This is a genomic window from Microbacterium sp. MYb45, from assembly GCF_002979655.1.
Taxonomy (GTDB): domain Bacteria; phylum Actinomycetota; class Actinomycetes; order Actinomycetales; family Microbacteriaceae; genus Microbacterium.
Genome location: NZ_PCPG01000009.1, coordinates 60,813 through 81,295 on the forward strand (window position 1 = coordinate 60,813; position 20,483 = coordinate 81,295).

Annotated in this window: 21 protein-coding genes; 18 read left to right on the forward strand and 3 right to left on the reverse strand. The window is 68.3% G+C overall.

Translation table 11 applies throughout. The features are described 5' to 3' along the window. Positions 1-2: 2 nt before the first annotated feature. Complete coding sequence (locus tag CQ034_RS14130) at positions 3-920, reverse strand: helix-turn-helix domain-containing protein (protein WP_105711534.1); 918 nt, start codon at positions 918-920, stop codon at positions 3-5. A gap of 154 nt (positions 921-1,074) precedes the next feature. Here CQ034_RS14130 and CQ034_RS14135 point away from each other — a divergent pair, with 154 nt between their 5' ends. Further along, on the forward strand, positions 1,075-1,536 hold the full coding sequence (locus CQ034_RS14135; protein ID WP_105711535.1) for a DUF3817 domain-containing protein: 462 nt from the start codon (positions 1,075-1,077) through the stop codon (positions 1,534-1,536). A 33-nt stretch (positions 1,537-1,569) separates the two neighbouring features. Here the strand turns inward: CQ034_RS14135 and CQ034_RS14140 are convergent, their stop codons facing one another. Continuing rightward, positions 1,570-2,241 (reverse strand): hypothetical protein, encoded by a 672-nt coding sequence (locus CQ034_RS14140; RefSeq protein ID WP_029261329.1) that lies wholly within the window; start codon positions 2,239-2,241, stop codon positions 1,570-1,572. Between the two features lie 19 nt (positions 2,242-2,260). After that, positions 2,261-3,061, reverse strand: a complete 801-nt coding sequence (locus tag CQ034_RS14145) for a MerR family transcriptional regulator (RefSeq protein ID WP_105711536.1) — start codon at positions 3,059-3,061, stop codon at positions 2,261-2,263. 168 nt (positions 3,062-3,229) lie between these two features. On the opposite strand from CQ034_RS14145, the gene CQ034_RS14150 reads away from it, so the two are divergent. The 17 genes from CQ034_RS14150 to CQ034_RS14230 all read left to right on the forward strand — a co-directional run bounded on the left by CQ034_RS14150 (position 3,230) and on the right by CQ034_RS14230 (position 20,483). After that, complete coding sequence (locus tag CQ034_RS14150; protein ID WP_105711537.1) at positions 3,230-4,543, forward strand: HNH endonuclease signature motif containing protein; 1,314 nt, start codon at positions 3,230-3,232, stop codon at positions 4,541-4,543. A 200-nt stretch (positions 4,544-4,743) separates the two neighbouring features. Then, the gene (dnaK, locus tag CQ034_RS14155; RefSeq protein WP_105711538.1) at positions 4,744-6,609 is read left to right on the forward strand and encodes a molecular chaperone DnaK; all 1,866 of its coding nucleotides are present in this window, start codon (positions 4,744-4,746) and stop codon (positions 6,607-6,609) included. Between the two features lie 2 nt (positions 6,610-6,611). Next, positions 6,612-7,283, forward strand: coding sequence for a nucleotide exchange factor GrpE (locus CQ034_RS14160; protein WP_105711539.1), 672 nt, complete (start codon positions 6,612-6,614; stop codon positions 7,281-7,283). A gap of 7 nt (positions 7,284-7,290) precedes the next feature. Beyond that, positions 7,291-8,274 (forward strand): DnaJ C-terminal domain-containing protein, encoded by a 984-nt coding sequence (locus CQ034_RS14165; protein ID WP_105711540.1) that lies wholly within the window; start codon positions 7,291-7,293, stop codon positions 8,272-8,274. 40 nt (positions 8,275-8,314) lie between these two features. Beyond that, the gene (locus CQ034_RS14170) at positions 8,315-8,728 is read left to right on the forward strand and encodes a heat shock protein transcriptional repressor HspR (RefSeq protein ID WP_029261335.1); all 414 of its coding nucleotides are present in this window, start codon (positions 8,315-8,317) and stop codon (positions 8,726-8,728) included. Between the two features lie 52 nt (positions 8,729-8,780). After that, positions 8,781-9,443 carry a GntR family transcriptional regulator gene (locus tag CQ034_RS14175; protein WP_105711541.1) on the forward strand — a complete coding sequence of 221 codons (663 nt, stop codon included), beginning with the start codon at positions 8,781-8,783 and terminating at the stop codon, positions 9,441-9,443. Positions 9,444-9,568: 125 nt separating this feature from the next. Then, on the forward strand, positions 9,569-10,537 hold the full coding sequence (locus CQ034_RS14180; RefSeq protein WP_105711542.1) for a tripartite tricarboxylate transporter substrate binding protein: 969 nt from the start codon (positions 9,569-9,571) through the stop codon (positions 10,535-10,537). A gap of 76 nt (positions 10,538-10,613) precedes the next feature. Beyond that, complete coding sequence (locus CQ034_RS14185) at positions 10,614-11,132, forward strand: tripartite tricarboxylate transporter TctB family protein (RefSeq protein ID WP_258134222.1); 519 nt, start codon at positions 10,614-10,616, stop codon at positions 11,130-11,132. After that, entirely contained in the window at positions 11,129-12,784 is a 1,656-nt protein-coding gene (locus tag CQ034_RS14190) for a tripartite tricarboxylate transporter permease (protein WP_105711544.1), read from the forward strand. The genes CQ034_RS14185 and CQ034_RS14190 overlap by 4 nt, the downstream gene beginning before the upstream one ends. Continuing rightward, complete coding sequence (locus CQ034_RS14195; RefSeq protein WP_105711545.1) at positions 12,781-13,650, forward strand: dihydrodipicolinate synthase family protein; 870 nt, start codon at positions 12,781-12,783, stop codon at positions 13,648-13,650. The genes CQ034_RS14190 and CQ034_RS14195 overlap by 4 nt, the downstream gene beginning before the upstream one ends. Positions 13,651-13,773: 123 nt before the next feature. Then, positions 13,774-14,214 (forward strand): DoxX family protein, encoded by a 441-nt coding sequence (locus CQ034_RS14200; protein ID WP_105711546.1) that lies wholly within the window; start codon positions 13,774-13,776, stop codon positions 14,212-14,214. A gap of 227 nt (positions 14,215-14,441) precedes the next feature. Further along, entirely contained in the window at positions 14,442-15,734 is a 1,293-nt protein-coding gene (locus tag CQ034_RS14205; protein ID WP_091031893.1) for an ABC transporter substrate-binding protein, read from the forward strand. 76 nt (positions 15,735-15,810) lie between these two features. Next, on the forward strand, positions 15,811-16,776 hold the full coding sequence (locus tag CQ034_RS14210) for a carbohydrate ABC transporter permease (RefSeq protein ID WP_105711547.1): 966 nt from the start codon (positions 15,811-15,813) through the stop codon (positions 16,774-16,776). Then, positions 16,773-17,645 carry a carbohydrate ABC transporter permease gene (locus CQ034_RS14215; RefSeq protein ID WP_105711548.1) on the forward strand — a complete coding sequence of 291 codons (873 nt, stop codon included), beginning with the start codon at positions 16,773-16,775 and terminating at the stop codon, positions 17,643-17,645. Before CQ034_RS14210 ends, CQ034_RS14215 begins: the two co-directional genes overlap by 4 nt. Before the next feature lie 27 nt (positions 17,646-17,672). Then, complete coding sequence (locus CQ034_RS14220) at positions 17,673-18,506, forward strand: SDR family oxidoreductase (protein WP_105711549.1); 834 nt, start codon at positions 17,673-17,675, stop codon at positions 18,504-18,506. Next, a complete protein-coding gene (locus CQ034_RS14225; RefSeq protein ID WP_146114854.1) occupies positions 18,503-19,426 on the forward strand; it encodes a dihydrodipicolinate synthase family protein in 924 nt (307 codons plus the stop codon). The genes CQ034_RS14220 and CQ034_RS14225 overlap by 4 nt, the downstream gene beginning before the upstream one ends. 67 nt (positions 19,427-19,493) lie before the next feature. Beyond that, a complete protein-coding gene (locus CQ034_RS14230; RefSeq protein ID WP_105711551.1) occupies positions 19,494-20,483 on the forward strand; it encodes a LacI family DNA-binding transcriptional regulator in 990 nt (329 codons plus the stop codon).

The following is a 20,483-nucleotide window of genomic DNA, read 5'->3' on the forward strand; positions in this document are numbered from 1 at the left end:
CGTCAGGCGGAGACGGGGATCCGGTTGGCCAGACGCCACGACGTGGGGGTCAGTCCGGTGCGGCGCCGGAACGCCCGGCTGAACCCCTCGTCCGAGGCGTAGCCCAGCTCGCGGGAGATCTCCGAGACACTGCGTCCGGTCTCGAGCATCCGCTTGGCCGCGTCCACGCGCACCTCGGTGACGTAGTCCGCGGGGGAGCGGCCGACCGCGTTGCGGAATCGCTCCGCGAAGGTCGAGCGTGACATGGCGCCGATGCTCGCGAGGCGTTCGACCGTCCAGTCGCGGCCGGGCTCCTCATGGATGGCGTCGACGACGCGGTCGAGGAACGGGTCGTTCGACAGCGACGGCCAGCCCGCCGGTGCGCAGCCGTTCGCCGCCCAGGCGCGGATGACCGACAGCAGCACGGTCGTCGCCATCATGCGGCAGATGACCGGGTCGCCCTGACGGGCCGGGAGCACGGTGTGATCGACGAGGCCCATGTTCAGGGCCAGGGCGGCGGCGGCCGGCTCGATGTCGTCGAAACCGGTGACGGTGAGGAAGGGCGGAAGCAGGGCGGGCAGCGGCGAAGCCGCATCCGCGAGCACGATCTCGGCGATCATGAGGCTCGTGTCGCCCTGGGCCTCGAGCGCGAACGGTGTGCGGCCGAGTGTGAGGAAGGCATCGCCCGCGACGAGCACGTCGCGGCGGCTGCTCGGGTCGACCATGAGGCGGTGCGAGTCCCGGTCGACGTCGAGGCGGCAGCCGTCGCCGAGCGGCGGATGCCCGTGCACGCCGCCTTCGACGATGTACACGAGGGTGATGGCGCCGGTCGGGATCGGCAGCAGTGTGCCGGAGGCGAGCGACATCCGACGGCCGACGCCGACGCGGAGGTCGACGGCGCCGAGCACCTGCGAGATCGCGTCTGCGTCCACTGTCACCATGCCTTCGGCAACGCCTCCGTCGCGTCCGCTATTCCGCATCCGACTTCTTCGAGGCGCGAAACAGGTCGCATCGCTCCGACGTTCTCAACCATTCGGTTGATTCGACGGCGATGACGGCCGGATACGGTGGGAGGACCCCCACCCGAGGAGTTCCGTGTTCCGCACCCCCGTCCGCCTGTTCCGAGTTCTCGCGATCGCGGAGGCGATCACCTGGACGATCCTGATCGCCGCGATCATCGCCCGTGCCGTCGGCGCGCCCGGGGTCGTGGTGACGGTGGGTGGCGGCATCCACGGATTCGTGTTCCTCGCCTATGCGGCGACGGCGATCCTGGTCGCGCTGAACCAGCGCTGGCACCCCGGCGTCGGTGTGCTCGCGGTGGTCAGCGCCGTGATCCCGTACGCGACGATCCCGATGGAGATCTGGTTGCACCGCACCGGTCGCCTCGACGGTGCCTGGCGCCTCGAGGCCACGGACGACTCGCGGGATCGTCGCTGGTACGACCGCCTGATGCGGTGGTTCCTGCGGCGGCCGTGGGTGCTGGCGCTGCTGCTGGCCGTCGGCATCGTGGCGCTGTACGTCATCCTGCTGCTGGTCGGCCCTCCCGGCGGCAAGTGAGCCGCCCCGGAGTGAGCCCGGTCGGCGTGGCGATCAGGGCGTGACGACGACCGCGTTCGCGTCGGTGACGGCGTCCATGATCTTCTCCGCGTCGTTGGCCATGCAGTCCACGATCGTGTAGAGACCGACTCCGGTCTGCGTGAACGCGCGGGCGGCCATGAGCCACGACCGAGAACCCTCCACCGCGCTGACCTGACGCATCTCGACGCCGCCGTTGCCGCCCGCCATGTAGCTGAACTCGCCGGTGGTGGCGACGGGGGTGATGTCGGCCGTCGGGGTCTCCAGCAGCACGCCGAGGATCGCATCGGACGACGCGCTGTCATCGCCGTCGACGACGGGCACATCGGTCATGTGGCCCTGCCAGAACCGCACCGTGCAGGTGCCGTCTGCCGTGCCGTACGTCCAGCCGCCGTTGCCGTCGTCGGGCGAGATCGTCTCCCACTGCTCGTCGGCGATGAATCCGTCGCCCCACTCGATGTAGGTGTCGGGATCGAGGTCGAGGCCCTCCTCGAAGGTCAGCGTCGTGCCGGGGGTGCCGCCTTCCGGGGCGTCCGTCCCGTCGGTCTCCGTGCCGGGCGACGGCGCCGCAGAGGGATCTGCTGCGGGGATCTGCGCGTACAGGCATCCGCTCAGGGGCAGGATCGCGAGCGTCACGATGGCGGCGGCGGTGCCGAGGCGGCGGGTGGCGGAGGCGGTCCACATCATGCCCGTCAGCCTAGCCACTTCAGGCGCGTCGGACGGGCTGCTGCAGCTCGGTGACCCAGTCCGACTGGTCGTCCGACACGGCGCGGACGTAGAGCTCTCGGCACGGCCCGTCGTGCACCAGACCGCGGGCGAAGATCTCGGTGTGGATGCCGTGCCAGCTCTCGGCGATGCGGTCCATCGACCCGAGGTGGATGCCGCACACCGCTTCGTTCGCGGCCGAGAGTTCGATGATCTCGAACCCGTCGCGGGCGGGGCCGGAGTATGTGTACCCGACGACGACCTGCAGGCCGTCGTCGAGCGTCTCGTACTGGGCGATCGGAGTGGAGAGCGAGTGCTCGTCGCCGATGATCGCCGCCACGGAGTCGAACGACGGGCCCACGACGGCGGCGACGGACGACTGATCGGCGACGACGGTGCGGATGGCGGCGAGGCGGACGGCCGGGAGGGGCTTGTCGACGATCTCGATCGGGGACATGTGGTTCTCTTTCTCGATGAGGTGGAGGCGCCGCTCCACGTCGACGAGTCTCTCTGCGGCGACCCGGTGCTCCAGCTCGACCTCCGCGCGGCGGATCCGCAGCAGGGAGGCGATGCGGTCGGCGTCGACACCTCGGTCGAGGATCGACGAGATGTCATCGAGCCCGAAGCCCAGCTGACGCAGGGCGACGATCCGATGCAGACGATCCAGTTGCGAGGGGTCGTAGGAGCGGTAGCCGCTGAACTCGTCCACGTGGGCGGGGACGAGCAGGCCGGCCGTGTCCCAATGCCGCAGCATGCGGTGGGTCACCTGGCCGATCTGCGCGAACGCTCCGATGGACAACATGTCTCTGTTCTCCCGTCTGCCACAGTGTCAGGGTCAAGTATCGCGTCCGGGATGTGTCGATCGATTTCGCGGCGGTGTGCGGGACCCCCCGTGACCGCATATCGGTATTTCGTTTTGTGGGCCTGATCTGGCCCTTTGAATGTCGGTGGCCCCTGATTGACTCGAGATATGGCAGCACTGGTGGATGCGACGGTCGAGCAGGTGGGGACGCTCGCCGAGCTCACCGACATGCTCGTCGGGTTGGAGCGCACGATCAGCAGTCTGCAGGCCGCGCGTGACGGCGTGCTCGCGGTCGGTTCCCGGCTGGCGCTGCAGGTTGCCGACGAGGCGGAGCATCCGGATTTCGGCGATCTGACCACCCGCACGGTCGCGGCAGAGATGGCGGCGGCGCTCCGGGTGAGCGACCGCACGGTGCAGGCACGGATGACGGAGGCGGTGTGGCGGGTGGAGCGCTTCCCGCTGGTGTGGGCGGCTCAGGGGGCCGGGCGCATCAGCGCCGCACATGCACGGGCGATCTGCGATGCGGCAGAGCATCTGGAAGACGCGGCCGATCGCGACGCATACTCCGCCGAAATGGTGCCGTTCGCCGAATCGGAATCGCCGAACCGGGTGTCGCGGCATGGTCGGCGCGTCGCGGAGCGGTTCCAGTCCCGGTCGGTCGACGAGCGGCACAAGGATGCGCGGGAGAAGCGGTCGGTGTGGGTGAAAGACGTCGGCGACGGCATGTCCCAGCTCGGGCTGCTCGGCCCCGCCGCGCTCGTGCACGGCGCATTCGAGCGACTGACGCAGATGGCGCAGGGCGTGCAGGAGCAGGGTGAGGCGCAAGCGCAAGCGCCATCGCACGAGCCCGAATCGCCGGAGCGGGAGGACGTCGATCAGCGCACGGTCGCGCAACTCCGCGCCGATCTCGCGCTCGACCTGCTGCTCACCGGTGCTCCGGCGGGCCATGACACTCCTGAGGGACTTCTTGCCGCAATCCAGGGAGCGGTATCCGTCACCGTTCCGGTCACGACCCTGATGGGGCACGGTACGACTCCGGCCGAACTCGACGGGCGTACACCGATCGACACCGGCACGGCGAAAGCTCTTGCGGGAGCGGCGTCCGGGTGGGATCGGATCCTCACCCACCCGATCACCGGCGCGCTCCTCGCGGTCGACCGCTACCGGCCCGGTTCCGAACTGAAACGGCATCTGCGCGCACGGGATCAACGCTGCCGATTCCCCGCCTGCGGGTATGCGGCCCGCGACTGCGATATCGACCATCATCACGATGCCGCCCGCGGCGGGCCGACCGTCGCGAGAAATCTGGGCCACCTCTGCCGCCGCCATCACGTGCTCAAACACCATTCGCCGTGGGTCGTCGAAGTGCTCGGCGACGGCGCCTATGCCTGGACGAGTCCGACGGGCAGGGTCTACGTCGATCGGGAGCAGCCTCAGAACACCGTGACGTTCGTCGAGGATCACGCGCTCGCACCCTTCTGATCAGGGGCAAGGGAGTGTGCGCGGGGCCGTTCGGGGTGCGGTTCCGCAAAGTTGAGTCGACTCGTATCAAGTTGATTTGACACGGTCGATGCTCGAGCGTACAGTTGAGCCATCGCGACTCAGGTTTCCCTGATCGCCGCAGATTTCCGCACCACAACGAACATCCAGTTCAACGAAACTTCCAACAAAGGAGAGAACACATGGCACGTGCTGTCGGTATCGACCTCGGAACCACCAACTCCGTCGTCAGCGTCCTCGAGGGTGGCGAGCCCAAGGTCATCGCCAACGCCGAGGGCTTCCGCACGACCCCCTCGGTCGTGGCCTTCACCAAAGACGGGGAGGTGCTCGTCGGTGAGACCGCGAAGCGCCAGGCCGTCACCAACGTCGATCGGACGATCGCTTCCGTCAAGCGCCACATGGGCACCGACTGGAGCTTCGACGTCGACGGCAAGAAGTGGACGCCGCAGGAGATCTCCGCGCGCATCCTCATGAAGCTCAAGCGCGACGCCGAGTCGTACCTGGGTGACACGGTGACCGACGCGGTCATCACGGTCCCCGCGTACTTCAACGACGCTGAGCGTCAGGCCACCAAGGAGGCCGGCGAGATCTCGGGCCTCAACGTCCTGCGCATCATCAACGAGCCGACCGCGGCCGCTCTGGCCTACGGCCTCGACAAGGGCAAGGAAGACGAACTCATCCTGGTCTTCGACCTGGGTGGTGGAACCTTCGACGTGTCGCTGCTCGAGGTGGGCAAGGACGACGACTTCTCCACGATCCAGGTGCGCTCGACCGCCGGTGACAACCGTCTCGGTGGAGACGACTGGGACCAGCGTCTCGTCGACTACCTGATCAAGCAGTTCAAGGAGACCACGGGCGTCGACGTCTCGGGTGACAAGATCGCCCTGCAGCGTCTCAAGGAAGCTGCCGAGCAGGCGAAGAAGGAGCTCTCCTCCTCGACCTCGACCAGCATCAACCTGCCGTACCTGTCGCTGACGGAGTCCGGCCCGGTGTCGCTTTCCGAGACCATCACCCGCGCGAAGTTCGAGGACCTCACGAAGGACCTGCTCGACCGCACCAAGAAGCCGTTCGAGGATGTCATCCGCGAAGCCGGCATCAAGGTCTCCGAGATCGACCACATCGTGCTCGTCGGTGGATCGACGCGTATGCCCGCGGTCGCCGAGCTCGTCAAGCGCGAGACCGGCAAGGACGCGAACAAGGGCGTCAATCCGGATGAGGTCGTCGCCGTCGGAGCCGCGCTCCAGGCCGGTGTCCTCAAGGGCGAGCGCAAGGACGTCCTCCTCATCGACGTCACGCCCCTGAGCCTCGGGATCGAGACCAAGGGCGGCATGATGACCAAGCTCATCGAGCGCAACACGGCCATCCCGACCAAGCGCAGCGAGACCTTCACCACGGCAGACGACAACCAGCCGTCCGTCGCGATCCAGGTCTTCCAGGGTGAGCGTGACTTCACGCGCGACAACAAGCCGCTCGGCACGTTCGAGCTGACGGGTATCGCTCCGGCTCCCCGTGGCATCCCGCAGATCGAGGTCACCTTCGACATCGACGCCAACGGCATCGTGCACGTGTCCGCCAAGGACAAGGGCACCGGCACCGAGAAGTCGATCGTCATCTCCGGCGGCTCCTCGCTGTCGAAGGAAGACATCGAGCGCATGGTGCGCGAGGCCGAGGAGCACGCGGCTGAGGACAAGGCTCGCCGCGAGGCCGCCGAGGTCCGCAACCAGGCCGAGACGCTCGCGTACTCGATCGACAAGCTGATCACCGAGAACGACGACAAGCTGCCCGAAGACGTGAAGACCGAGGTCAAGGCCGACGTCGACGCGCTCAAGACGGCGCTGGCCGGCGAAGACGACGAGGCCGTGAAGACCGCGTTCGACAAGCTCAACCAGTCCCAGTCCAAGCTCGGCGAGGCCATCTACGCCTCCTCGCAGGCGGATGCCGCAGCCGGCGCTTCGGCTGAGGGCGAGGCCCCGGCCGGTGACGCTCCCTCCTCCGAGGAAGACGTCATCGACGCCGAGGTCGTCGACGACGAGGACGAGAAGAAGTAATCATGACGGACAAGAACTTCGACGAGAACCAGTTTCCTGAGTCCGCCGAAGGTCGCAGCGAGGGGTCGGATGCTCAGGCATCCGGCCCCGCGCCGCACCACCCGGACTCCCGCGAGGCGGCAGCCGCCGAGGGGGCGGACGAGACCCCGATCGACGGCGTCGTGAATCCCGAGACCGCCGACGACCTCACGGTCGACGACATCCTCGGAGCGACGCAGACCGGCGAGGCCGCGGCAGAAGACGCCGTGCTCGCCGACCTCGAGTCGACCCTGCTGAACGACCTCAAGCGCCTGCAGGCCGAATACGCCAACTACCGTCGCCGCACCGAGGAGCAGCGCCAGGTCGAGATCGAGCGGGCGAAGGGCGAGGCCGCCAAGGGCCTGGTCCCCGTGCTCGATGATCTCGATCGCGCCGCTCAGCACGGCGACCTCATCGACGGCACCCCGTTCGCCGTGATCGCCGACAAGGTGCGCACGGTCGTGGAGCGTCTCGGAGTGGTCGCGTACGGCGAGAAGGGCGAGGAATTCGACCCGCAGCGCCACGAGGCCATCTTCCAGCAGCCGACTCCCGGCGTGGAGAAGACCACGATCCTCGAGGTCGTCGAGGTGGGCTACCGCCTCGGAGACGTCGAGCTGCGCCCCGCGAAGGTCGTCGTCGCTGTCCCTGCGGAGTAGGTGATCGATGGCCAGCCAGGATTGGTTCGACAAGGACTTCTACAAGACCCTCGGGGTCTCCAAGGACGTCAGCGATGCGGATCTGAAGAAGACGTATCGCAAGCTCGCGCGGAAGTACCACCCGGACTCCAATCAGGGTGATGCCAAAGCAGAGGCGAAGTTCAAGGAGATCAGCGAGGCCTACTCGGTGCTCTCCGACGCCGAACAGCGCAAGGAATACGACGAGATCCGCGCCATGGGCTCGGGCGCTCGCTTCACCGCGAGCGGTCAGGGCGCCGGCGGCTTCGAAGACGTGTTCAGCCGGTTCGGTCAGCAGGGCCGAGGGCAGACCGCCGACTTCGAGGACATCTTCGCGATGTTCAACCAGGGTCAGGGCGCGAGCTTCGGCAACGGGCGCTTCGGGCAGACGAGCGGCGGCTACCGCGGTTACGGCGGCCCGCAGCGCGGTGCCGACGTCACCGCGCGCACGACCCTCGACTTCGTCACCGCGGTACAGGGAGAGACGATCTCCCTGCAGGGCGAAGACGGCAAGCCGTTCAAGGTGAAGATCCCCGCGGGCGTGGCAGACGGTCAGAAGATCCGTCTGCGCGGCCGCGGTCGCCCGTCACCGGACGGCGGCGAGAGCGGCGACATCGTGGTGCAGATCGCGGTGCGCCCGCATCCGGTCTTCACCCGTGACGGCCTCAACCTGCGTGTCGTGGTCCCGGTCACGTTCACCGAGGCGACACTCGGCGCGACGATCGAGGTTCCGACGCTCGGCGGCGACGTGGTCAAGCTCCGGGTCGCACCCGGCACCCCCTCCGGGCGGGTGCTGCGCGTGAAGGGCCGCGGAGTCGCGACATCGAAGGGCACGGGCGACCTGCTCGCCGAGCTCCAGGTCGCGGTGCCCACGCACCTCGACGACGCCGCACGTGAGGCGCTGCAGAAGTTCCAGGAGCTCGAGCCCGAGGAGAACCCGCGGGCCGAGCTGATGGCCAAGGCGCGGCGATGACCGATCGTCGAAGCGGGCACCGGGGGCGGAGGCGTTCATGATGAATGCTGACACCCCGGTGTTCGCGATCGCGGCCGCCGCGGAGCTCTCCGGCCTCCACCCGCAGACGCTGCGGCAGTACGACCGCATCGGGCTCGTGGTCCCCGGGCGCACCACGGGCGGCTCCCGCCGCTATTCCCCCCGCAACATCGAGCAGCTGCGCGAGGTCGCCCAGCTCTCCTCCGAAGGCGTGAGCCTTCCCGCGATCGCGCGCCTGCTGGATCTCGAAGACGAGAACCGGATGCTGCGCGATCGCATCGCCGTGCTCGAGGGCGCCCTGCGCACCGAGCGCGAGAATCGTCCCGGCGTGCGCGTGTTCGCCGCCGGCTCCGCGGGGGTCGTCCCGATGCCGACCGGGCGCCGCATCCGACGCTCGACCGAGGTCGTGCTCTGGGATCCGCGCGGGAGCGCCTAGGCGCCGAGTCGATCGCGGTGTGTATCCTGTCAACAGTTAACAGGAGGTCACCATGACGCAGTCCGTGAAGCGTGGAGAGTCCCTCGGCGCGCAGGTGGCCCGTGTCCTGCGGCAGCGCATCGTGCGCGGCGAGCTCGCCCCCGGCGCACGTATCACCGAGGAAGCACTGGCCGAGGAGTTCTCGGTCAGCCGCGGACCGGTGCGCGACGCCCTCACTCAGCTCAGCTTCGAGAAGCTCGTCGAGGTGCAGCGCCCCCGCGGCGTGTACATCGTCGGACTCACCCACGACGACGTCGATCAGCTGTACAGCCTGCGCGGCGCTCTCGAGCAGCTCGCCCTCTCGCGGGCGATGCGCGTCGAGGACGACTCCCGCTGGAGCGCGATGGCCGCGGCCGTCGCCCGCATGGGAGAAGCCGCGGATGCCGGCGACCACGCGGCCTTCGTCGCCGCTGACCTCGAATTCCACTCGCAGATCTACGCCCTCGCCGACCACCCCCGTCTCGAGGGCGCGTGGAACCAGTACCTCCCGACCTTCACCGCGCTGCTCGAGGTCACGATCAACCACGACGAAGACCTGCACGAGTCGTCCGGCGACCACGTCAAGCTCATGGACGTGATGCGCAGTGGAAAGCCCGCCCAGGCCGCGAAGGTGCTGTCGGAGCACCTCGACGGTGCCCGCGAGCGCATGCTCGCCGAGATCGCCGCCCGCGCCTGACCGCGAGCATCCGTCGATCGAGAGGCTGCGTCGGTCGGGAGGCTGCGTCAGTGTTGACTGTTAACAGTCAACACTGCTAGCCTCAGGGAGTCGACAACAAGGTCGACCCACGTAGAGGAGCAAAGATGCCCCGCAAGCGCATCACCCGGGCGGCTGCCGCGATCGCCGCCCTCGCAGCCACCGCTCTCATCGTCTCGGCCTGCACCAAGGTCGAAGAGGGCGAAGAGGCCGGATCGGCGTTCCCCGAGAACGACATCCGACTCATCATCCAGGCCAACCCCGGCGGAGGATCCGACCTCTCGTCGCGCGCGCTCGCCACCGAACTCGAGAAGATCCTCGACGTCAGCGTCATCCCCGAGAACATGCCGGGCGCCGCGGGAGCACTCGCCATGGAGTACGTCGGTGCGCAGGATCCCGACGGCTACGTCATCGGATTCGCCCCGGTCGAGATCGCCATGCTGAACACCACCCAGGGCGCTAACGTGCTGCCGGAGGACTTCGACCTGCTCGGCCAGATCATGCTCGCCCCCGGCGTCGTCACGGTCGGCGCGAACAGCGGCATCGAGACCCTCGAAGACCTCGTCGCCCAGGCGAAGTCCGGCGCCGTCACGGTCGCCAACTCCGGTGCCGGCTCCATCTGGGAGGCGGCCACCGTGGGGCTCGGCAGCGCGACCGACGCCGAGTTCACCCCGGTCCCGTACGACGGCGGAGCGACCGCTGTCGCCGCAGCCGCATCCGGTGAGACCGTCGCGGCCGTCTCGGGTCTCGGCGAGGCCCTGGCCCAGGGCGAATCCGTGCGCATCCTCGCCGTCATGAACGACGTGCGCCACCCGGATGCGGAAGACGTCGAGACGGTCGAAGAAGCCATCGGCGAGAACGTCGTCTTCGGTGGCTGGGGCGGCATCTACGCACCCAAGGGCCTCCCGGATGACGTGAAGTCCACGCTCGAGGACGCGGTCAAGGAAGCCGTCGACTCCGACAGCTACCAGAAGTTCCAGGCCGACGCCGGGAACCTGGTCGTGTACCGCGACTCCGCCGAATGGACCACGTTCGTCGACGAGCAGTTCGACCTGTTCAAGGACCTCCTGGGCTGAGAAGGCCCGGCTGAGAACACTGCGGGGCCGGCGCAGGTCGGCCCCGCAGCCGTTCCTCTTCGACGAAAGAAGGAGCATGATGTCCACCCCCGACACCGAATACCAGGGCGCACCCGCCTCCCGCCCCCTCGAGCTCGTCTTCGCGGTCGTCGCCCTGGCGTTCACCTCCGGCTACCTCTTCCTCTCGACGCAGATCCCGCTGCGCCGCGAAGCCGCTCCCGGGCAGATCGACGCCCGCTTCTGGCCGCTCGTCATCGGAGTCACCGGGGTGGTCGTCGCCATCGCACTGCTCGCCGTCGCGGTCACCCGCCCGGCCCCGACCCGCGAAGACCTCGAGCGCATCCAGCCCGGCGGCTACCTGCGCGTCATCGCCACCCTCGTGATCACCGGTGCCTTCATCGCATTGTGGTCGCTGGGCTCGGTCATCCTCTTCGGCTACCGCGTCGAGGTCTTCCCCGTCGCCGCCGCCCTCTTGATGGCCGCCCTCATGCTCCTCTACGGCCACCGCCGCTGGCTGAGCCTCATCATCTACTCCGCCTCGGTCACGGCGTTCGTCTACGTCGTGTTCGGGATGCTCCTGAGGATTCCCCTGTGAACGCGCTCATGGAGGGGCTGAACTCGCTCCTCGACATCTCGATCCTGCTCTACATGCTCGTCGGCCTCCTGCTCGGCTTCATGGTCGGAGCCTTCCCCGGCATCACCGCGACCATGGCCGTCGCACTCGCCGCCGGATTCACGATGACCCTCGAGCCCGTGCAGGGCCTCGCGGTGCTGCTGACCATCTACGTCGCCGCGAACTTCGGCGACCGGGTGCCGTCGATCCTCATCAACACCCCCGGCACTCCGGCATCCATCGCCACCACCCTCGACGGATATCCGATGGCCAAGCAGGGGAGGGCAGGACTCGCCCTGACCATCTCCGCGATCGTCTCGGCGGTCGGCATCCTCGCCTCCCTCGTGCTCTTCGCCGTCGCCGCCGTGCCGATCGCCAGCTTCGCCCGCGACTACTTCAAGTCGCCCGAGCTGTTCGCCCTGGTGGTCTTCGGCATCGCGATCATGATCGGCATCTCGTCGAAGTCGATGCTCAAGGGCATCCTCGCCGGACTCTTCGGCCTCATGCTCGGCAGCGTCGGCACCTACGCCGCGACCGCAGACCAGCGCTTCACCTTCGGGGTCCTCGAACTCGTCGAGGGCGTGAACTTCATCGCCGTCATCATCGGACTGTTCGGCATCGCCGAACTGTTCGACCAGCTGCTCACGCATCGCAAGTCCGCCGTGCGTCCGATCTCGAGCCTCGGCCGCTGGTGGCCGAACCGCGCCGAGCTGAGGCAGAGCGGGCGGGCGACCGCGGTCGGCGGCGCCGTCGGACTCGGCGTCGGTCTCATCCCCGCGGCGGGTGGCGACATCGCCGGACTCATCGGCTGGGAGCGTGCACGCAAGGCCTCCAAGCACCCCGAGATGTTCGGCAAGGGATCCATCGAGGGCGTCGCCGCGAGTGACACCGCATCCAGCGCCACCCTCGGCGGCTCGCTCACCACGACCATGGCGCTCGGCATCCCCGGCGACTCGGTCATGGCCGTGATGATCGGGTCGATGATCATCTGGGGCATCACCCCCGGACCGACGCTGTTCACCAACCGCCCGGACCTCGTTGTCTCCATCGTCGGCATCATGCTGATCGCGACGATCCTGTCGCTGGTGCTGAGCCTCATCCGCATGAAGGGCATGGTGAAGCTCCTCGATGTGCCGCAGCCGTACCTGTGGAGCGGCATCCTCATCTTCTGCATCATCGGCACCTACGCCACCTCGAACAGCCTCTCGACGGTCGTCACCATGCTCGTCTTCGGCGTGATCGGCGTGCTGCTCAAGCGCATGCAGGTTCCCGCCGGCCCCATCGTGCTCGGTCTCCTCCTCGGGCCGCTCGCCGAGGAGAACCTCGCCCGCACGCTGGCGATCCTTCCCACGCGCCCGTTCTTCGAGGTCGTCAGCCCCATCGCGATCGTGCTGCTCGCGCTGGCCGTGCTCTCGATCGTGATGCCGGCGATCCGTGCGGCCCGCAGACCTCGCGCCGAGCGCGCGGCGCTCGCGGACTCGATCCTGCACGACGACAGCATCCAGCAGATCGAGAAGGCGCACGACGAGCTCGCCGCGCAGCCGGATCTGCTCACCTCCACCGTCCGCAACGTCGACGCGCCCACGCGCCGTGCCCGCAAGTCCCGCAAGAACTCCGAGGAGACCGAGAAGTGACCCGCTACGACATCCTGACCGCCGTTCCGACCGCGTTCCGCCGCGACGGCAGCCTCGACCTCGAGGGGTCGCGTGCGATCTTCCGCTTCGTCGGCCGATCGGGCAACGAGGGCGCGTTCATCCTCGGCACGACCGGGGAGTTCCCCGCCGTCGACGTCGCCGAGTTCACGGCCCTCGTCGCCGCCGCCGTCGAAGAGCTGCAGGACCGGATGCGCGTCATCGTGCACGTCGGCCAGCCCAGCACCTTCGAGGCGGTGCGGCTCGTCGAGATCGCCAAGGGTCTCGACGTGACCGAGTTCGCCGCCCTCACGCCGTACTACCTGAAGTCGACCGAGGATGCGATCTTCGACTACTTCCAGGCGGTGTCGGATGCCGTCGGCGACGGGCGCCTCTACGTCTACATCTACCCGGCGCGCAGCGGCAACACCGTCTCGCCCGAACTGCTGGTGCGGCTCGCTGCGCTGCCGAACATCGTGGGAGCGAAGCTCAGCGAGCTGTCCCTCGACGAGATCGCTGCGTATCGCGCCGTCGTCCCCGCCGACTTCGAGCTGTACACCGGCGCCGACCGCGACCTCATCGCCGCCGTCGACGCCGGTGCGCAGGGCGTCGTGTCCGGGGTCTCGTCCGTCACCCCCAAGCCGTTCCGCGCCCTGGCCGACGCCGGACGATCGGGCAACGCCGAGGCGATCGCCGCCGCCCAGGCCGCCGTCGACGATGTCGTCTCCCTGATCGGCGGAGACATGGCCCGCATGAAAGAGGCGTACCGGGTGCTCGACGTCGTCGACGCCTACTGCCGCATGGCGATCGCCGAGCCGACCGCAGCCGAGCGCACCGCCGTCGCCGAGGTCGTCGCCGCGCACCGCTGACCGGGCCCCTCGCCGGGGACTGATCACAGGAGATGGAAAAGTGCGCTTCCTAGCGTGGAAGCAGGGAACGACCCTGCTCCGCGCCTGGCGCGCGGGTGTCCTGCCACGAAGGAAGAACTCCTCATGACGAACACCAAAGCCTCCTCCGCCGCCCCGTCGCTGGGACTCCTCGTCCTGCGCGTCGTGGTCGGTGCGATCTTCGCCGCGCACGGCGCGCAGAAGATCTTCGAGTTCACGCTCCCCGGAACGATCGGCAGCTTCGCGGGCATGGGGATCCCCCTCCCCGAGATCGCGGCGCCGGTCGTCGCATTCGTCGAACTCGTCGGCGGACTGCTGCTGATGCTCGGGCTCTTCACGCGCCCGGTCGGCATCCTGCTGGCGGTCGACATGATCGTCGCGCTCGTCGCCGTGCACCTGCCTGCCGGGCTCTGGGTCGGAGAGGGCGGATACGAGTTCGTCGCCGTCCTCGGCGCCGCGGCGCTGGCGCTCGCGTTCACCGGTGCCGGGCGGTTCTCGGTCGACGGTGCATTCCTGCGCGGTCGAGCCCCGGCCTGGCTCGCCTGACCGGAGAGCAGTGACACGGATGCCGCGGGGTGGACCCCCGCGGCATCCGTCGTATCCGGGGGATACGTGCGTTCTCCGGGGTGAGAAGACACGATAAGGTTGCGTAACCATTTCATTCTTGACACCGCTGTGAATGCGGAGTTATGGTGATGAAACCGATTTCACGCAGACCCGGCGAGAACTCGGATGCACCGTCGCATAGAACTTGCTGCCCAAAGGAGTGAACAGTGAAGTCGAACCACGCACACCCGTCCCGCCGCGCACGCGCGCTGCGGATCACCGGCCTCGTCGCCGCCGCGACCATCGCCCTGGCCGGATGCGCCGCCGGCGACGACTCGTCGGATGCCGGAAGCGCCGGGGGAGAGCTCACGTTCTCCAACTGGCAGTTCCTCGAAGACGGCAAGGGCCCGATCATCTGGGACGCCGTCAAGGGCTACACCGGCCCCGACGACAACATCGAGCTGACCAAGGTCGAGATCCCGTTCGCGAACTACGCCGACAAGCTCAGCACCGAGCTGGGTGCCGGCGGCGGCCCCGACGTGATGGTCCTCCAGGACAGCCAGTTCGCCTCGCTCGTCGACGCCGGCGTGCTCGAGCCGCTCGACGACATCGCCGATGAGCTCGGCGACACGCTCAACAACACGAACGAGGCCGGAGTCTTCGACGGCGGGCAGTACGGCTTCAACTGGGAGCGCCCGACCTACAGCACCGTCATCTACAACAAGGACATCTTCGCCGAGCTGGGGCTGGAGGTCCCGACGACGTTCGACGAGTTCCTCACCACGGCGAAGACGATCAAGGACGAGCTGGGCATCTCCGGCTGGGCCGGCCGTCACCAGACCGCCGAGATCGACGGCTGGACGCTGGAGATGGCGAACTGGATCTACGGATTCGGCGGCGAGCTCAGCGACGGGAAGAAGCTGACCATCGACAAGGCCGAGAACGTCGAGGCCGTCGAGGCGTTCCTCGAGACGTTCGCCTCGGGCGTCGCCCCCATCGGCGACGACGCGTCGACCTTCCGTGCGAAGTTCGGCCAGGGCCAGGTCGGGATGCTGTTCGAGAACTCCGGTGTCGCGACGACCATCACGAGCAACCCGGACAACGCCGTGAACGGACAGAACATGGGCGCGGCTCCGCTGCCGCTCGCGAACCCCGGCTCGAACTCGCAGCTGATCATCGCCGTCAACGCGAACAGCGACAACAAGGAGGCCGCCAAGGACTTCGTGCGCTGGGTGCTCGGAGAGGAGGGGCAGACCGCCATCCGTGCCGGCCTCGGCGCCTCCGCCATGGCCACCGACGTCGAGCCGGACGCTGCCTTCCTCGAGGCCAACCCGTGGGCGACGCAGTTCCTCGAGGCCGCCAAGACCTCGAAGTCGACCCTCGTCGAGGGCTTCGAGACCGAGAGCAAGGTCGTCTGGCGCGAGGTCCTCACCGCGGTCGAAGACCTGCGGGTCAACGGCGGCGACGTGAAGGCGAAGCTGGCCGAGGTTCAGGAGAACCTCGAAGCCGAACTCGGCTGAGCACCCCGAGGGGCGGGCGTGACCCCCGCCGCCCGCCCCTCGGCCATCCCCGCGACACGCGAAAGGACACCCGGCCATGGCCACCCCCACGCTCGAGGCGCGACCCACGACGCCCTCAGCTTCGCCGCCACGGCGACGCCGCGACACCGGCGCGATCGGACGCTTCATCGAGCGCAACGGCGCCTACCTCTTCCTCTTCCCGGCGATCGCGTACCTGGCGGTCTTCACGGTCTTCCCCCTGATCCGCGGCGTGCTGCTGTCGTTCACGGCGACCAAGCTGGTCAACCCCGCCGGGGGACGGCCGGTCGGCATGGAGAACTACGAGTACCTGCTGTCGAGCGACAAGTTCTGGTCGTCCGTCATCACGACCCTCCTCTACACGCTCTTCACGGTGGTCTTCTCGGTCGGCATCGGAACCGCCGGAGCGCTGCTGCTCAACACCGCCTTCAAGGGGCGCGGCATCATCCGTGCCATCGCGACGATCCCGTGGGCCGTGCCGACAGTGGCCGCCGCCCTCATCTTCGTCTGGATCTACAACAACGAGCAGGGCATCCTGAACCGCACCACCGCAGCTCTCGGCCTCGGTGAGCACGGCTGGCTCGTCGATCCGAAGTACGGGCTGTTCGCGGTGACGCTCGCGACGGTCTGGAAGCTCACGCCGCTCGTGATGCTGGTCATGCTCAGCGCCCTGCAGAGCGTGCCGCACGAGCTCCGCGAAGCGACCTGGGTCGACGGCGCCACCCGCTTCCAGTCCTTCCGCGCGGTCACCCTGCCCCACATCATGCCGACCGTGCGCGTCATCACGCTGCTCATGACGATCTGGTCGATCCGACGCTTCGAGATCATCTTCCTGATCACCGGTGGGGGACCGCTCGACGTCACCAACACGCTCGTCGTGAACGTCTACCGCACCGCGTTCCAGGATCAGAACCTCGGACGCGCCGCGGCCATCGGCGCCCTCGGCCTGGTGCTGTCGCTGCTGGTCACCGTCGTCTACTTCATCGTCGAGCAGATCCAAGAACGTCAGGAGAGCCAGCGATGACCACCGTGCGCATCCCCACCGATCTTCCGCGTCGCCGCGGGATCGGCGCCAAGTTCGGCAGCCTCGGCAAGGCCGTCCTCATCACGCTGCTCGTCGTCTTCGCCGGATTCCCGGTGTACTGGATGCTGGCGACCTCGCTCGGCACCGAAGCTTCGCTCTACGGTGGCAGCCAGCCGCTGCTCCCCGAGGTGCAGAACATCGGCCAGTGGGGCGGCTTCCTCTCCGACATCCCGATCCTGCGCTGGCTCGGCAACTCGTTCGTGATCGCCGCCGGCACCACGATCCTCAGCCTCGTGCTGGCGACCATGGCCGCCTATGCGCTCAGCCGGTACAAGTTCCACGGCCGCGGCGTCGCCGGCTTCATCTTCTTCAGCACGCAGATGCTGCCGGAGGCGCTGATCATCGTCCCGCTGTACGCGATCTTCGCCGGCGCCGGGCTGCTCAACAGCCACTGGGGGCTCGTCCTCGCCGACACCGCGTTCGTGATGCCGGTGAGCATGTTCATCATCAAGAGCGGCATCGACAAGATCCCGTACGAGATCGAGGAGTCGGCCCGCATCGACGGCTGCTCGCGCCTGCGCATCCTCACCACGATCGTCCTGCCGTTGATCATGCCGAGCGTCGCGGCCGCGGCCGTCATCGCGTTCTTCGACGGCTGGAACGAGTTCATGTTCGCGAACACCTTCATCTCGTCGTCCGACCTGTGGCCGGCATCCGTGGGGCTGTCGTCGTTCCTCGGGCAGTTCTACACGCCGATGAACATCGTCATGTTGTGCGCGCTGCTGTTCGCGCTGCCCGCGATCATCTTCTTCCTGTGGGCGCAGCGCGGCATCGTGTCCGGGCTCACCGCGGGATCCGTCAAGGGCTGACCGCCCTGCAATCTGGAGTATCGATACATGTCTGAAGGACTCGACCCGCTCTTCTCGGTGCGGGACAAGGTGGTCGTCGTGACCGGCGGCTTCGGCCAGATCGGAGCGGAGTTCGTCCGCTCGCTGCACCAGCGGGGCGCGCGCGTCGCCGTGACCTCTCGCAGCGAGGTGGCCGATCCCGCCGCGCGTCTCGGCATCGACGACCCGGATGGGCGCCTGCTCGCCGTGGCGATGGACATCACCGACCAGGCCAGCGTGGACGCAGGGCTCGACCATGTCGCCGCGACCTGGGGTGTGCCGACCGTCGTCGTCAACAACGCCGGACTCGACACGCAGCCCAGCGCGCCGCCGGAGGTCTCCGGGCCGTTCGAGGAGTTCCCGGTCGACGTGTTCCGCGAGGTCGTCGACACCAACCTCGTCGGCACGTTCCTCGTGACGCAGGCGGCGGGTCGGCGGATGCGCGATGCCGGCGTCGGCGGCTCGATCGTCAATGTGGGATCCATCTACGGGATGGTGTCGCCCGTGCAGGACATCTACGCCTACAAGGCCGAGGACACGGGCATCCCCTTCATCAAGCCGGTCGCGTACTCGGCGGCGAAGTCGGGGCTCTACAACCTCACCCGCTACTGCGCCACGTACTGGGGGCGCGCGGGCATCCGCGTCAACACGCTCACGCCCTCGGGCGTCCGCCGGGACACGCAGGATGCGAAGTTCCAGGCGAACTACATCGCCCGGATGCCGATCGGCCGCATGGCCGAGGCCGACGAGTACAACGGCGCGCTGGTCTTCCTCGCGTCCGACGCCTCGACGTACATGACCGGCTCCAACCTCGTGGTCGACGGCGGGTGGACCGCGTGGTGAGTGATCTGCTCGGCACGCGCCTGTTCACGGCGGCGGTCACCCCGATGCGCGGCGACGAGAGCGTCGATCACGGCGCGCTCGCGACCATGCTCGACACCGACATCCGGCGCGGCGTCGAGGGCCTCTACATCTGCGGGTCGTCCGGCGAGGGCGTGCTGCTCTCCGAGGCCGAGCGCATCGCGGTGGCCGAGACCGCGGTCACGGCTGCCGCGGGGCGCGTGCCCGTGGTCTCCCACGTCGGCGCGATGTCGACGGGGGAGGCGGTGCGCATCGCCGCCGCAGCGAAAGACACGGGTGTCGCAGCGATCTCCATGATCCCGCCGCTGTACTACGGCTATTCGACAGCAGATGTGGTGCGGCACCTCCGCACCGTGATCGACGCGGTCGAACTGCCCTTCATCCTCTACAACATCCCGCAGTTCACGGGGCGCGACATCTCCGAGGGCGGCTTCGACGAGCTGCTCGCGCTGCCCCAGGTGATCGGCGTCAAGCACACCTCGCGCAACCTGTACGGGGCCGAGCGGATCCTCCGCCGCTACCCGCACCTGACCCTGATCAACGGCTTCGACGAGTTCTATCTGCCGGCGCTGTCGATCGGCGCACGCGGGGCGATCGGCACCACCGTGAGCCTGCAGATCGAGCTCTTCCTGTCGCTGCGTCGACGATTCGACGCCGGCGACCTCGCCGGAGCGCGTGCCGTGCAGGTGCGCATCAACGACACGGTCGAGGGCATGGTCGAGGTCGGCGTGTTCGGCGCGGCCAAGTACCTCGGCGGCAAGCTGTCGGTACCGCTCGGCGACTGCCGCTCCCCGCTCCCGGCGCTCGACGACGACGGTCGTGCGCGCCTGGATGCGGTCTTCGCGCGCCTACAGGAGAACATCGCGATCACCGCCGAGGAGGACGCCCGCGACGTCTCGTGATGGGGGATCGCGAGCGTCGTCCGGAGAGGCCGGTAGGGTGAAGCATCCGGGCAGCAGAGGGCGGGAAATGACCACGATCTACGACGTCGCGAGGCGCGCAGGCGTCTCGCCGGCGACGGTCTCGCGGGTGTTCAACGGCACCAGGGTCTCGCCCGAGAAGATCGAAGCCGTGCGCGCCGCGGCGGAAGAGCTGAACTTCACGCCGAACCGCGCCGCCCGCACGCTGCGCACCCAGACGTCCGAGGTCATCGCCCTCGTCATCCCCGACATCGAGAACCCCTACTTCACGGAGATGGCCCGTGGCGTCGAGGATGTGGCCTCCGAGGCCGGTTACTCGGTGGTGCTCTGCAACTCCGACTCGCAGACCGAGAAGGAGGCGACGTACCTGCAGATCGCGATCGCCGAGCACATGTCCGGCGTCATCATCGCGGCGGCGTCGAAGGCGACGGATCTCGACAGCATCCTCTCCACCGGCCGACCGGTGGTGGCGGTCGACCGCGCCACCCGTCACGAGCTCGATCTCGTCGTCATGGCGAACCGAGAGGCGGGCGTCGCGGCGACCGAGTCCCTGATCGCCGCCGGCCACCGACGAATCGCCTACATCGGTGGTCCGGAGGACATCGACACCGCTGCCGAACGCGCCGCGGGTTGGCGAGAGGCGCTCGCAGCGGCGGGACGCGATGCCGACATCGACGAGCTGCAACGGTTCGCGACGTTCCGTGTCGACGGTGCGCGTGCGGCGATGGAGGAATTGCTCGCCCTGCCCGACCCGCCGGACGCCGTCGTCGCCGGAAACAACCTCATCGGTGTCGGAGCGATCCAGGTGCTCACCGAACACGGACTCACCCCACCGGCAGTCGGGGTCGCGGTCGTCGGGTCGCTGCCCTTCACGACGCTCTCGCCGACCGCCGTCACGATGGTGCAGCTGCCCGCCCGCCACATGGGTGTGACGGCGGCGCGCATGCTCCTCGAGCGCATCGCCGGCGACACCCACCCTGCGCGCACGGTCGTGCTGCGGGGCGAGACCCGGCAGGCGACCGCGCGGCGTTCCGCGTAG